Origin of the sequence: Mesorhizobium dulcispinae (assembly GCF_033977345.1) — a bacterium.
GTDB lineage: Bacteria > Pseudomonadota > Alphaproteobacteria > Rhizobiales > Rhizobiaceae > Mesorhizobium > Mesorhizobium dulcispinae.
The window spans coordinates 252800-265414 of the sequence record NZ_JAVIIY010000003.1; the positions used below are offsets into that span (position 1 = coordinate 252800).

Annotated in this window: 12 protein-coding genes; 7 read left to right on the plus strand and 5 right to left on the minus strand. The window is 65.2% G+C overall.

Features of this window, described 5'->3' with window-relative positions; all coding sequences use genetic code 11:
* Positions 1 to 256: 256 nt before the first annotated feature.
* The 3 genes from RFN30_RS09135 to RFN30_RS09145 form a co-directional block, all read right to left on the minus strand.
* The gene (locus tag RFN30_RS09135; protein WP_320261766.1) at positions 257 to 1108 is read right to left on the minus strand and encodes a sugar phosphate isomerase/epimerase family protein; all 852 of its coding nucleotides are present in this window, start codon (positions 1106 to 1108) and stop codon (positions 257 to 259) included.
* Positions 1109 to 1324: 216 nt separating this feature from the next.
* The gene (locus tag RFN30_RS09140) at positions 1325 to 2512 is read right to left on the minus strand and encodes a Gfo/Idh/MocA family protein (protein WP_320261767.1); all 1188 of its coding nucleotides are present in this window, start codon (positions 2510 to 2512) and stop codon (positions 1325 to 1327) included.
* 138 nt (positions 2513 to 2650) lie between these two features.
* A complete protein-coding gene (locus RFN30_RS09145; protein ID WP_320222888.1) occupies positions 2651 to 3706 on the minus strand; it encodes a sugar phosphate isomerase/epimerase family protein in 1056 nt (351 codons plus the stop codon).
* A gap of 402 nt (positions 3707 to 4108) precedes the next feature.
* Between RFN30_RS09145 and RFN30_RS09150 the strand changes: the two genes are divergently transcribed.
* The 5 genes from RFN30_RS09150 to RFN30_RS09170 are packed head-to-tail and all read left to right on the plus strand — an operon-like array spanning position 4109 to position 8360.
* Positions 4109 to 4996, plus strand: a complete 888-nt coding sequence (locus RFN30_RS09150; RefSeq protein ID WP_320261768.1) for a sugar phosphate isomerase/epimerase family protein — start codon at positions 4109 to 4111, stop codon at positions 4994 to 4996.
* A 55-nt stretch (positions 4997 to 5051) separates the two neighbouring features.
* The gene (locus RFN30_RS09155; protein ID WP_320262074.1) at positions 5052 to 6221 is read left to right on the plus strand and encodes a mandelate racemase/muconate lactonizing enzyme family protein; all 1170 of its coding nucleotides are present in this window, start codon (positions 5052 to 5054) and stop codon (positions 6219 to 6221) included.
* Between the two features lie 2 nt (positions 6222 to 6223).
* Positions 6224 to 6940, plus strand: a complete 717-nt coding sequence (locus RFN30_RS09160) for a FadR/GntR family transcriptional regulator (protein ID WP_320261769.1) — start codon at positions 6224 to 6226, stop codon at positions 6938 to 6940.
* A 5-nt stretch (positions 6941 to 6945) separates the two neighbouring features.
* Positions 6946 to 7923, plus strand: a complete 978-nt coding sequence (locus tag RFN30_RS09165) for a hydroxyacid dehydrogenase (RefSeq protein ID WP_320261770.1) — start codon at positions 6946 to 6948, stop codon at positions 7921 to 7923.
* A gap of 50 nt (positions 7924 to 7973) precedes the next feature.
* Complete coding sequence (locus RFN30_RS09170) at positions 7974 to 8360, plus strand: hypothetical protein (protein ID WP_320261771.1); 387 nt, start codon at positions 7974 to 7976, stop codon at positions 8358 to 8360.
* A gap of 4 nt (positions 8361 to 8364) precedes the next feature.
* On the opposite strand, the gene RFN30_RS09175 is transcribed toward RFN30_RS09170, so the two are convergent.
* Positions 8365 to 9660, minus strand: a complete 1296-nt coding sequence (locus tag RFN30_RS09175; protein WP_320261772.1) for an amidase — start codon at positions 9658 to 9660, stop codon at positions 8365 to 8367.
* A 171-nt stretch (positions 9661 to 9831) separates the two neighbouring features.
* On the opposite strand from RFN30_RS09175, the gene RFN30_RS09180 reads away from it, so the two are divergent.
* Positions 9832 to 10179, plus strand: a complete 348-nt coding sequence (locus RFN30_RS09180) for a GFA family protein (protein ID WP_320261773.1) — start codon at positions 9832 to 9834, stop codon at positions 10177 to 10179.
* Positions 10180 to 10242: 63 nt separating this feature from the next.
* Here the strand turns inward: RFN30_RS09180 and RFN30_RS09185 are convergent, their stop codons facing one another.
* On the minus strand, positions 10243 to 11457 hold the full coding sequence (locus RFN30_RS09185; protein ID WP_320261774.1) for an MFS transporter: 1215 nt from the start codon (positions 11455 to 11457) through the stop codon (positions 10243 to 10245).
* Positions 11458 to 11548: 91 nt separating this feature from the next.
* Between RFN30_RS09185 and RFN30_RS09190 the strand changes: the two genes are divergently transcribed.
* Positions 11549 to 12514 carry an AraC family transcriptional regulator gene (locus tag RFN30_RS09190; RefSeq protein ID WP_320261775.1) on the plus strand — a complete coding sequence of 322 codons (966 nt, stop codon included), beginning with the start codon at positions 11549 to 11551 and terminating at the stop codon, positions 12512 to 12514.
* The last annotated feature ends 101 nt before the right edge of the window (positions 12515 to 12615 follow it).

Genomic DNA, 12615 nt, shown 5'->3' on the forward strand with positions numbered 1-12615 from the left:
AGAATCTCGGGAGAGGTCGGCGGGACAGCGCCCCCCTCTGCCCTGCCGGGCATCTCCCCCACTTGGGGGGAGATCAGCCATCACCAGGGCTTTCGCCAATCTCCTACGTTGCAGAATTGAGCGGAGCGCCGAAGCCGCCAATCTCCCCCCTCGTGGGGGAGATGTCCGGCAGGACAGAGGGGGGCGCGAAGGAACGCCGACGTAGATCTTTTCTGCATGAAGTTGTTGGCTAGCAATCGAACGCGCGATCGGTGACCTAAGCCACCTTCCTCCACCCATCCCTGATATGCCTATACCCCTCCCGATACACCGCCTCCGGGCTCTCGGCAAAGTCGCGCCACACCTTGGTCGCCGCCGCCAGATCCTTCAGCGAGCGGCCGAAGGACTCGATGGTCAGCCAGTCGTCGTAGCCGCTCTTGCGGATGGCGACAAAAGTCTCCTTCCACGGAATGTTGCCGCGCCCCGGCACGCCGCGGTCGTTCTCCGAAATGTGGATGTGGACGACATTTTTGCGGTTGCGCGTATAGGCGCCGATCGGGTCGGCCTCCTCGATATTGGCGTGGAAGGTGTCGTACATCGCTTTGATATGCTGCCGGTCGATCGCGTCGATATGCTCCGACAGGTCATCCATCGTGTTGACCAGATAGCATTCGAAGCGATTGAGCGCCTCGAGCCCGATGGTCACGCCCTTCCTGCCGGCATGGTCGCCGATGGCGCGCTGCGAGGCGACCGAGCGCTTCTTCTCGGCCGCCGTCGGCCCGCTGCCGGAGAAGGCGCCGAGCGTGGAATGCAGCGGCCCGCTCAGCCTGGTCGCACCGAGGGCCGCGCTGCAATCGATCGCCCATTTCATGTAGTCGATGCCGGCCTTGCGCGTCGCGGCATCGGGCGAGATCAGGTTCATCGCCGGATCGCCCATGGCCGAGACCGCGGTGCGTTCCAGCCCGATGCGGTCGAGCATTTCGCCGAGCTTTTTATAGTCGTCCGGCTCGCCCGCGAAGACCGGTATCTCCACGCCGTCGAAGCCGGTCGCCTTGATGTCCCCGAGCAGCGCCTCATGCTTCTTCGAGACGCTGGTCGTCCACAAGAACATGCACATGCCGATTTTCATCGACACCCCTCCCCCGCTCGACGGCCGGCCTATTGCTCCCTGCCGGCTCCGCCGGCTCCCCCCTCATCCGGCCGCTTCGCGGCCACCTTCTCCCCGAGGCGAGAAGAGGTTGGCGCCGGCGATCTCCTCTCCCCTCGGGGAGAGGTCGGATTGCCCCGAATTGCCCTTTGCAATTCGGCTGGCAATCCGGGTGAGGGGCGCCTCTAGCCGAGCACCCTAAAGCTTCGTCCACGCCCCATTCTTCTTCGACGACTTCACGCAGGCCTCGATGAAGGCCATGCCTTCGACGCCGTCCGCGATCGTCGGGAAAATCACATCCTTAGCCGGCTTGCCGCCCTTCTTGCGCGCCGCCCGGATCGCCCGCGCTGCCTCCTGGTAGATGTTGGCAAAGCCTTCGAGATAGCCTTCCGGATGGCCCGACGGCACGCGCGTCACACGCGCCGCGACCGCCATGGCGCCGGCGCCAGCGCGGGTGAGCAACTGCTTCGGCTGACCGAACGGTGTGTACCAAAGATAGTTCGGGTCGGCCTGCACCCATTCCAGCCCGCCCTTCGAGCCGTAGATGCGCAGCTTCAGCCCGTTCTCGTGGCCGGGCGCCACCTGGCTCGCCCAGATCATTCCCTTGGCCGGATGCTTGTTGCCGACCGGCTTGAAGCGCAGCATGACGTTGACATTGTCGTCGAGCTGGCGGCCCGGCACGAAGGCGTCGAGGTCGGCCGAAAGCGCATCGAGCTCCAGCCCCGAGACGAAGCGGGCGAGGTTGTAGGCATGCGTGCCGATGTCGCCCAGCGCGCCGCCGGCGCCGGCCTGCTTGGGGTCGGAGCGCCAGGAAGCCTGCTTCTGGCCGGTGGCGGCAAGGTCCTCGGTCAGCCAGTCCTGCGGATATTCCGACTGCACGATGCGGATGTCGCCGAGCTGGCCCTTGGCCACCATCTCGCGCGCCTGGCGGATCATCGGATAGGCGGTGTAGTTATGCGTCAGCACGAACACCTTGCCGGTCTTCTCGACCAGTGCGGCAAGCTTCTTCGCCTCGGCCAGCGAAGTCGCCAGCGGCTTGTCGCAGATGACGTGGATGCCCGCCTCCAGGAAGGCTTTTGCCGCAGGCACATGCACGTTGTTAGGGGTCACGATCGCCACCGCTTCGATGCCGTCCGGGCGCTTGGCTTCGGCCTTGGCCATCTCGGCATAGGAGCCGTAGCTGCGCGACGGATCGAGCCCGAGTTCTTCGGCCGAAGCCTTTGCCCGTTCTGGATTTGACGACAGCGCGCCGGCCACCAGAACGAAATCATTGTCCATGCGCGCCGCGATCCGGTGCACCGCGCCGATGAAGGCGCCCTGGCCGCCGCCGACCATGCCGTAGCGGATCGGGCCGCCTCCCGTTTCCGACTTCGATGCGCCGACCATGCTTTCGTTCTCCCTCGTGTTGGTTACCTCCCCTTTGAAGGGGGGTCGATCCGCGCAGCGGATCGGGTGGGGTCGCCGGGCGTGGAACCCGGCAGAACCGACCCCTTCGGCCCCCTCCCTCAAGGGAGAGGGAAAGTGCTAAATCCCCATCATCGCCCGCAGCAGCTTCTTGTCGCTGGTGCCGCCGGCGAAATCGTCGAAAGCCCTCTCCGTCACCCGGATGATGTGATGCTGGATAAAAGGCGCGCCTTCGGCGGCGCCGTCCTCTGGATGCTTGAGGCAGCATTCCCATTCCAGCACCGCCCAGGAATCGTAATTATACTGGGTCAGCTTGGAGAAGATGCCGCTGAAATCCACCTGACCGTCGCCGAGCGAGCGGAAGCGCCCGGCCCGGTTCACCCAGCCCTGATAGCCCGAATAGACGCCCTGCCGCCCCGTCGGGTTGAACTCCGCGTCCTTGACGTGAAACGCCTTGATCCGCTCGTGGTAGATGTCGATGAACTCGAGATAGTCGAGCTGCTGCAAGAGGAAGTGCGACGGGTCGTAGTTGATGTTGCAGCGCTTGTGGCCGCCGACCGCGTCGAGGAACATCTCGAAGGTCGCGCCGTCGAACACATCCTCGCCGGGATGGATCTCGTAGCCGACATCGACGCCGTTCTCGTCATAGACGTCGAGGATCGGCTTCCAGCGCTTGCCGAGCTCGGCGAAGGCCTCCTCGATCAGCCCCGGCGGCCGCTGCGGCCACGGATAGAGGTATGGGAAAGCGAGCGCGCCACTGAAGCTCACCGACGCCTTGAGCCCTAGATTCTTCGACGCCTTGGCACCGAACTCCATCTGCTCGACGGCCCATTTCTGCCTGGCTTTCGGATTGTTGTGCACCTCGGCTGGCGCGAAGCCGTCGAACTGCGCGTCATAGGCCGGATGCACTGCGACCAGCTGGCCTTGCAGATGCGTCGACAGCTCGGTGATCTCGACGCCCGCGTCGGCGCAGATGCCCTTCACCTCGTCGCAATAGGCCTTCGACGACGCCGCCTTTTTGAGGTCGAACAGGCGGCCGTCCCAGGTCGGGATCTGGACGCCTTTGTAGCCGAGGCCGGCCGCCCATTTGGTGATCGAGGCCAGCGAATTGAATGGCGCGGCGTCGCCCGCGAACTGCGCCAGAAACAGGCCGGGACCCTTCATCGTCGTCGGCATCGGCATCCTCCCTCTCTGATTTCCGCGACCAAGCATAGCGCCGATTGAAGTGAGGGCCAGCCCGTTCGGTCATTTGATATCGACGCCGGAGCGTGGCGCCATTCTGGTATTACCAAATGCAGCCGTTTGGTCAAGCGCAACGATGCGGAGCGAGCGCATTTAATTTCAGCGATAAAGTGTATGTTTATGCAGCTAAATCAAACAAATAGGTGATTGACGGCGTCCACCGCCGGCGCTCCTTGCCGTTCTGTTGAATTTGCTGTAGAGGTCGTATCAGACCCAATTGGTCGAACCAGTTTCGAGAAAAACCGCTGGAACGCCGTAGGGAGGAGATCATGCGACGGGGCTCACTGGAGAACGCCGCGAGCAAACGTGACAGGCGAATTCTGGGAAGGATAGACCATGCATCTTTCGACGCACAACTGGATGCGGGCGGAACCGCTGGAGGTGACGCTCAAGCGCATCAAGAAACTCGGCTATGAGTCGATCGAGATTTCCGGCGAGCCCGAGCAGTACAAGACCAAGGAAACGCGCGCGCTCTTGAAGGAGCACGGCATTCGCTGCTGGGGTTCGGTGACGCTGATGCTGGGCGAACGCAACCTTGCCGCCAAGAACCAGGGCCAGCGCGAACGCTCGGTGCAATACGTCAAGGACGTGCTGACCATGGTGAGCGAGCTTGACGGCGAGATCATCACGCTGGTTCCCGCCACCGTCGGCAAGGTGGTGCCCGACGGCACCGAAGCGGAAGAGTGGGGCTGGGTGGTCGACGCCACGCGCGAATGCTTCGCCCATGCCAAGAAGGTCGGCGTCAAGATCGCCGTCGAACCGCTCAACCGCTTCGAGACTTACCTGTTCAACCGTGGCGCCCAGGCGCTCGCGCTTGCGGACGCGGTAAGCCCGGAATGCGGCGTCTGCCTCGACGCCTATCACATCCACATGGAGGAATTTAACGTCTACGACGCCATCCGCCAGGTGGGGAAACGCCTTTACGATTTCCATGTCGCCGACAACAACCGCTTCGCCGCCGGCCTCGGCCAGATCGATTGGCCGAAGATTGTCGGCACGCTGAAGGAGATCGGCTATGACGGTGCGCTGACCAACGAGTTCGTCGCGCCCGTCGACCGCACGCCGGCAGCGCCCTATCCGGAGATGGTGGAGCGCAACCCGGTCGACATCTCGCCCGAGCAGCTCAAATTCATCCAGGACCACGGCTCCAGCCTGCTCACCGAGAAGTTCTACACCGACCAGATGCGCATCACCGCTGAAACGCTGCTGCCTCTGATCAAGTAGTTCGATCGAAGCTTAGCCCTTCCGCCCTCGCCGGGCGGCGGGGCCGGGGATGAAGATGCGTATTAAAAGCGTCCAGGCCTGGTGGGTCCGCATACCGATCGAAGTCGCGAAGCAGCATCGCAGCGACTTCGGTCAGGTGACGACGTTCGACGCCGCCATTCTGCGCATCGAAACAGACGACGGCCTGGTCGGCTGGGGCGAGGGCAAGAATGCCGCCGGCAGCGCCGGCAGTTACGGCGCGCTGGTCCACATGCTGAACCACGAGATCGCGCCGCAGCTCATCGGCCGCGATCCGGCCGATATCGGCATCATCTGGGAGATGCTCTACAACGGCGTGCGCCACCACACGGCAGCCCATGCCGGCCATGCCATGCCGCAGCTGGCGCGGCGCGGCATGAGCGTGGCGGCGATCAGCGCCGTCGACATCGCGCTCTGGGACATTCTCGGCAAGTCGCTGGGGCAGCCGGTCTGGCGGCTGCTCGGCGGGCGCAAGGTCGAGCGCATGCAGGCCTATGCCTCGGGCGGCTGGGCCGCGGCCGATACCATCGGCGAACAGCTCAAGTCCTACATCGCCAGGGGCGGCTTCAAGGCGCTGAAGATGCGCGTCGGCGCCATGGACGGCGCGCCGCATATCTCGGCCGCGCGCGTGCGCGTCGCGAGAGAAGCGATCGGCCCCGACGTCGATCTGATGGTCGACGCGCACGGCACCTACACCGTGGCAGAGGCAAAGCGCTTCATCAGCCTCACCGCCGATCTCGATCTCGCCTGGTTCGAGGAACCGGTGATCGCCGACGACAAGCCCGGCATGGCCGAGGTGCGCGCTTCGGGCTCCACACCAATCGCCACCGGCGAGAGCGAGGCGACGCGCTATGCCTTCCGCGATCTCGCGGTATTGAAATCAGCCGACATCTTCCAGCCCGATCCCGCCTTCTGCGGCGGCATCAGCGAGGCGGTGAGGATCGGCACCATCGCCAGCGCCTTCAACCTGCGCTTCGCGCCGCATCTGTGGGCCGGCGCGCCCTGCTTCTTCGCCGGCTTGCATGTCTGCGCGGCCTCGCCCTCGAGCTTCATCGTCGAATATTCGCTGGGCGCCAATCCGATGATCCACGATCTCGTCGAGGAGACTGTCGAAGCAAAGGACGGTATGATAGCGATCCCTGAAAAGCCCGGATTGGGATTCACCGTTTCGGAGCGATTCCTGGAGGCGCACGCGCTACGCATTTGACGATGAAAGAAAAGAACCTTCTCGCGGAACTCGCCGCCTATCTGTTCTCCAACTCGGACAAGGAGTCGGGCCGCACGCCGTCGGAGCGCGAGCTGGCGGAGCATTTCGGCGTCAGCCGCGGCCAGATCCGCGAGGCGCTGGCGATCCTGGAAGCCATGCGCATCGTCGAGCGCCGCGCCAAATCCGGCATCTACATCGACACCAAGCAGGCGAGCGTAGAAGCGCTGGCGCTTTTCGCCCGCGCGGGCCTGCCGCTCGATCCGGTGCAGATCTATGAGACGGTCGAGCTGCGCAAGATCCACGAGATCAAGGCGGCCGAGCTTGCCTGCTCGCGCGCAACGGAAGAGAATTTCGAGCGGCTGCGCGAGATCCTGAAGGCCTCCGAGGAGCGCATTGCCGCCGGTGAAGGCCTCGCCAAGGAAGACCGCGAGTTCCACCTCGAGATCGTGCGGGCGACCAAGAACGGCGTCTTCCATAACATCTGCAGCGTCTACTACCTGATGGGCGAGCAGCGCCTGCCGATCTATTTCAACGATCTGGAGCGCAGCAAGCGTTCGCACGCCGAACACATCCAGATCTACGAGGCGCTGCTGCGCCGCGACGGCAATCTCGCCCAGGCGCTGATGAGCGCCCACCTGCAAGGTGCCGAAAGCTACTGGAAGGGCCTGATCGAAGGCCGGGGGACGGAGCCGGAGAGCGCGGCGCTCGAAAAGGCCTGAGCTTTATGCGCAAGATCCTGTCGACGCACCCGCTGCACCCACGCGCCACGGCCATGCTGGCGGGCGCCGGGAGGCTCGCAATCGCGCCCGCCCTCGATGCCAGGACGCTGATCACTGAGGCCAGGGATGCCGACATCGTCATCGTCCGAGCGCCCCTGCCGCCTGAACTTTTCGATGGCGCCAACAATTTGCGCGCTGCGATCCGCCATGGCGCAGGATTGGACATGATCCCGGTCGAGGCGGCCACCGCCGCCGGCGTGCTGGTGGCGAACGTGCCGGCGGTCAATGCCCGCTCGGTCGCCGAGCATGTGATGTTCGTGGCGCTGGCGCTTTTGCGGCGCTTTCGTGTGATGGATCGTGACCTGCGCGCCAAAGGCTGGCTTGCCGGGCGCGAGCACGCCAATTCCACCAGCGAGCTTGCCGGCAAGACGATCGGCATTGTCGGTCTCGGCGCAGTCGGCCAGGCCGTCGGCCATATCGCTGCGCACGGTTTCGACCTCAATGTCGTGGCGACCACGCGCAGCTTGCGCCCGGCACCCGAGCGCGTCGGCTTCCTGTCGATCGACGCGCTGGTCGAGCAGAGCGACATCATCGTGCTCTGCTGCCCGCTGACCGAGGAGACGCGCGGCCTGATCAGCCGCGAGCGCATCGCCTGCATGAAACCCAATGCGCTTTTGATCAACGTCTCGCGCGGGCCGGTGGTCGACGACGAGGCGCTGATCGAAGCCCTGCGGAAGGGCCGCATCGGCGGCGCGGCGCTCGACGTCTTCGCGACCCAGCCGCTGCCGCCGAACCACCCCTATTTCGGCTTCGACAACGTCATCGTCACCCCACATATGGCCGGCATCACCGAGGAATCCATGATGCGCATGGGTGTGGGCGCCGCCGGCGAGGCCTTGCTGGTGCTTGCCGACAAGCTGCCGGTCAATTTGCGCAACCCTGAAGTGATCGAGCGCTACCGCCGGCGTTTTCCGGCGGACTGACGCTCGCCGCCCGCCTCAATTTTCCCGGATTTGACGACGACCTTCCTGCGATGACCAAAAGCGTCGCGCAAGCCCTTCTGATCGCGGGCTTCTGCCTGGCTGGGGCTGTGGCCCGCGCCGGCGGACAGGGCAGCTACGTGCCCTGCGACAACGGCCTGCGCTGCGTGATGGCCCCCTGCCCTTCGAACAGCGCGCTTGACCTCGCCTCCGGCAAAATCATCAAGGGCGTCTCGGTCGACATCGATGGCCTGCCGCAGCAGGACAAGGCGCTCGATCTCGCGGACAAGCTCTATGCCGGCAAGATCGTCGTAACCGGCACGATCGAGAACCGGCCGCATACATTCAACGGCAAGCAATACAGCCTGCCGACACTGGTCGCGACGAGCATCGAGAGGGCAGCAAAGGACAGCGAGCGAGGCCACTGCTCGGCGCGCTAAGCCCTCAACCTTTCAGCAAAGCCTCCACCGCTGCGGCAATCCCGAAAAGACGCCGGTCGTAGCCGTTGCGCGCCACCAGCATCAACCCGGTCGGCAGCCTCGTGCCGGGCATCGGCAGCGAGATCGCGCAGAGATCGAACTGGTTGGCGACTTGCGTGTTGCGTAAGAGCAGGCCCTCCGTTCGATCCCGAAGCGCTTCATCGCCGGCCACGGCGGCAATCGATGGCGCGACCATCGGTACGGTCGGCACCGCAAGCACGTCGACCGCTTGCAGTCGTTCCTCCATGGCCGCGACCAGTTCGGTCCGGCGGCGGATGGTTCTGATGTAGGCGGAAGCGGTGACGGCGAGCGCGCGCGACAACGGCCTGCTGACATGCGGATCGACCGGCACCGACGCGCCGGTCGCCAGCCAGTCGGCATGCACCTCCGCTCCTTCCATCGACGCGATCGAGGCGCGCCTGGTCGCCGCGCGCATCTCGGTAATCAGGTCGTCGATCGATAAATCGACGACGCCCGCGCCTGCCCGCTCCATTCCCCGAATACTTCGGTCGAAAGCATCGGACACCTCAGGCTGCGTCTCACCGAAGAGCACGCCGCGCGGAATGCCGATGCGCAGCCCGGCGAGCGAGATCGGCTGGAGAGCAACCGGCTCCTCGCCGGCCATGATCGCGTCGGTCACCGCGCAGTCGGCAACGCTGCGGGCGAGCGGCCCGATCGAATCCAGCGTCGCCGATAAGGGAAAGGCACCGGCCAAAGGCACGCGCCACGCCGTCGGCTTGAAGCCGACGACGCCGTTGAGCGATGCCGGAATGCGCACCGAGCCGCCGGTGTCCGAGCCGATCGAGATCTCGCTTGTGCCCTCTCCCACCGCGACGCCGGCACCGGACGACGAGCCGCCCGGGATCAGGCTTGCATCGGCGGCATTGCCCGGCGTGCCGTAATGCAGATTGTCGCCGATCGCGGTAAAGGCGAATTCGGTCATGTTGGTCTTGCCGAGGATGACGGCGCCTGCCTGGCGCAGCCGGCGCACGATCGCCGCGTCCTGCGCGGCAGGCTGAGCACCGGCGAGCATCAGCGAGCCCGCTTTGGTCGGCTCGCCGGCGACATCGAACAGATCCTTGACCGAGACGATCGTGCCGTCGAGAGGCCCAAGGCTCACGCCGGTCTTCCGGCGGGCGTCGGCCACATCCGCCGCCGCGCGTGCCGCTTCCTGATAGAGCTTGGTGAAGACCTTCTCGTCGGCGGCGCGACTGGCAAGACGTAACAGGATGATTTCGAGACGGTCGCGGACGGATTGCATGTCGATGTCGGACTCCGCAAGCTTGCAACGTCTTTAAAGCAATTCCAGGAAAAGTGCGTAGCGGTTTTCCGTCCGGAATTGCGCAGGACAAAGGCATCGGCCGATTGGGCCTGCGAAAGGGATAACCCGGCAAGCGTACCTTTGCAGCCTGCCAGCGATAGGAAGAGACTAATGCTGTATAAAGGCGGCTGCCACTGCGGCAAGGTGGCCTTCGAGGTCGAAGGCGAGCTCGGCGGCGCGGTGCGCTGCAATTGCTCGATCTGCGCGCGCAAGGGCGCGCTGCTGTGGGCCGTGCCGCATGGCAGTATGCGGCTGGTCGCCTGGGGCGACGACCTCGGCAAATACACCTTCGGCAAGGGCTCGATCGCGCATCGCTTCTGCCGGACCTGCGGCATCCATCCCTTCGCCGAGGACGTCAGCCAGGGCGGCGAGCGCAGCGCCTATATCAACATCAATTGCCTGGAAGACGTCGACCTCGCCGCCGTCCAGGTCTTCGAGTTCGACGGTCGCTCGGCCTAGACCAGAACCGCATCCCTTTCGCCAACAAGCCGGCCACATCGGCCGGCTTGTTGATATCCAAGGTTATTCAGGCTGCTTCGGTCCCATCGCGAAGGTCACCAGCGCGGCGAGCAGTGTTGCCGCGGCGCCGTAGGCGAAGGCGCTCGCCACGCCGGCATGGTCGACCAGCAGGCCGCCGAAGACCGCGCCCAGCGCGATCGCCACCTGGAAGGTCGCGACCATCAGGCCGCCGGCGCTCTCGGCCTGGTCGGGCGCGGCGCGCACCAGCCAGGTCTGCAGCCCGACCGGCACCGCGCCGAAGGCAAAGCCCCAGGCCGCGACCGCGATGGCCGCAATCACCGGCGAGGCGCCGAGCGTGAGCATAGCGAGCGCCGACAAGGCGATCAGCAGCGGCGCCAGTCCCACCGCAAGCTTCAGGTTGCGCTCGGCGAGGAAGGCGCCGGCGAAATTGCCGAAGAAGCCGCCGATGCCGTAGGCGAGCAGCACCAGCGAAATGGTCTCGATCGGCATCACCGGCACCGTCTCCAGGAACGGCCGCACATAGGTGAAGCCGGCGAACTGCCCCGAGGCGACGAGCAGCACGACCAGCAGGGCGATGCGGATCGTTCGCCGCTTCAGCACCTCGATCAAAGTGCGGAAGCTCGCCACGGCCGTCGGCGGCAGGCTGGGAATGGTGGCAAGCTGCACAAGCAGTGTCAGCGCGCCGACGACCGCCGCGATCATGAAGGCCGTGCGCCAGCCCCAGATGTCGCCGACATAGGCGCCGACAGGAGCTGCCGTCACGGTCGCCACCGAGACGCCGGTCAAGATGATCGACATGGCGCGCGGCATCAATCGCATCGGCACCAGACGCATCGCCATGGCGGCCGACATCGACCAGAAGCCGCCGAGGGCGACGCCCAGAACCACGCGGGCCAGAAGCAGCATCGTGAGCGAGGAGGCAAAGGCGGCGAGCAGGTTGGAGACGATCAGAAGCACAGTGAGCAGCCACATGACCAGCCTGCGGTCCAACCGCTTGGTGACGATGGCCATGGTGGGTGCGGCGATCGCGCCGACAACGGCCGTCGCCGTCACCGCCTGGCCGGCGGCGCCTTCGCTGACCCCGAGGTCCTGCGCCAGCCGCGTCAGCAGGCTGGCGGGCAGGAATTCGGCCGTCACCAGGCCGAAAACGCCGAGTGCCAGCGAGACCACCGCGCCCCACACGGGCTCGGTTCGTTCCTCGGGTTCGATCCGGTCAAGAACGGCGTCGTCGATGACGCCCGTGGCGGGTTCGGTCATGGGAAATCTCCGGAAAGGTTGCGCCGCAACATTTGGCTGCAGTGCAACATAGGGAGTGACGGCCTGGAGTTTCCATGCTAAAAACGCCGAAATGAATTACAATTCGTCCAAAACCACATTGCCCGCGTCCGGCGACCCGCTGACCGATATGCTGCGTGGACTGCGGCTCGACGGCGTGGACTACGGCCGCTGCGTGCTGGGCGAGCCCTGGGCCGTTTCCTTTCCCGCGCAGAAGGCGGCGCGCTTCCATTTCATCGGCCAGCAAGGCTGCTGGCTATTCTCGCCGGCCAAGGAATGGATCGAGCTCTCGGTCGGCGACGCGCTCTTGATCCCGCACGGCGACGAGCATGTGCTGGCGAGCGCGCCGGGCGTGCCTCCGGTGCCGATCGGCCGCTACACCATCGAGCCGGTCTGCGAGAATATCTACGACGTCTCGAACGGCTGCGACGGCTGCAAGACCCTGCTGTTTTGCGGCAGCATGCATTTCAACCTCGACGGCTCGCATCCACTGCTCGACATGATGCCCGACCTGATGCAGGCGCATAAGCTGATGGCGAACGCGCCGGGCATCCAACACCTGCTCGACGCCATGGCCGGCGAGGTGACGATGGACCGGGTCGGCTCCGGCGGGATTCTGGCCCGCCTTGCCGACGTGCTCGCCGCCACGATCATCCGCTCCTGGGTGGAGAATGGCTGCGGCGACGCCACCGGATGGATTGCCGCGGTCCGCAACCCGGACGTCGGCAAGGTGCTCGCCGCCATTCACCTGCAGCCCGATCGCGACTGGACGGTGGAGGCGCTCGCGAAGATGATGGGAGCGTCGCGCTCCGCCTTCGCGCAGCGCTTCGCCACAGTAGTCGGCGAGACGCCGGCCAAATATGTGCTGCGCGTGCGCATGCATCAGGCGCGGCAGTGGCTCGCCCGCGACGGCATGCGGGTATCGGTGGCGGCGTCGAAACTGGGCTACGATTCGGAAGCTTCGTTCAGCCGCGCCTTCAAGCGGGTGATGGGCATCGCGCCGAGCCATCTGCGCAACAACGGCGACGATCATCCCTGACATCGCGGCCACGCCGCCACCAGGCTGGAGGAATTGCCAAGTCTTTTGGACGAAGGGCCATTCCTCGCCCACCGAGACGGCATAAGCTCTTGGCGGAGGAA

Coding starts and splice junctions, on each gene's coding strand:
- RFN30_RS09135 (WP_320261766.1), bottom strand. CDS start 1,108: ATGAAAATCGGCATGTGCATGTTCTTGTGGACGACCAGCGTCTCGAAG.
- RFN30_RS09140 (WP_320261767.1), bottom strand. CDS start 2,512: ATGGTCGGCGCATCGAAGTCGGAAACGGGAGGCGGCCCGATCCGCTAC.
- RFN30_RS09145 (WP_320222888.1), bottom strand. CDS start 3,706: ATGCCGACGACGATGAAGGGTCCCGGCCTGTTTCTGGCGCAGTTCGCG.
- RFN30_RS09150 (WP_320261768.1), top strand. CDS start 4,109: ATGCATCTTTCGACGCACAACTGGATGCGGGCGGAACCGCTGGAGGTG.
- RFN30_RS09155 (WP_320262074.1), top strand. CDS start 5,052: ATGCGTATTAAAAGCGTCCAGGCCTGGTGGGTCCGCATACCGATCGAA.
- RFN30_RS09160 (WP_320261769.1), top strand. CDS start 6,224: ATGAAAGAAAAGAACCTTCTCGCGGAACTCGCCGCCTATCTGTTCTCC.
- RFN30_RS09165 (WP_320261770.1), top strand. CDS start 6,946: ATGCGCAAGATCCTGTCGACGCACCCGCTGCACCCACGCGCCACGGCC.
- RFN30_RS09170 (WP_320261771.1), top strand. CDS start 7,974: ATGACCAAAAGCGTCGCGCAAGCCCTTCTGATCGCGGGCTTCTGCCTG.
- RFN30_RS09175 (WP_320261772.1), bottom strand. CDS start 9,660: ATGCAATCCGTCCGCGACCGTCTCGAAATCATCCTGTTACGTCTTGCC.
- RFN30_RS09180 (WP_320261773.1), top strand. CDS start 9,832: ATGCTGTATAAAGGCGGCTGCCACTGCGGCAAGGTGGCCTTCGAGGTC.
- RFN30_RS09185 (WP_320261774.1), bottom strand. CDS start 11,457: ATGACCGAACCCGCCACGGGCGTCATCGACGACGCCGTTCTTGACCGG.
- RFN30_RS09190 (WP_320261775.1), top strand. CDS start 11,549: ATGAATTACAATTCGTCCAAAACCACATTGCCCGCGTCCGGCGACCCG.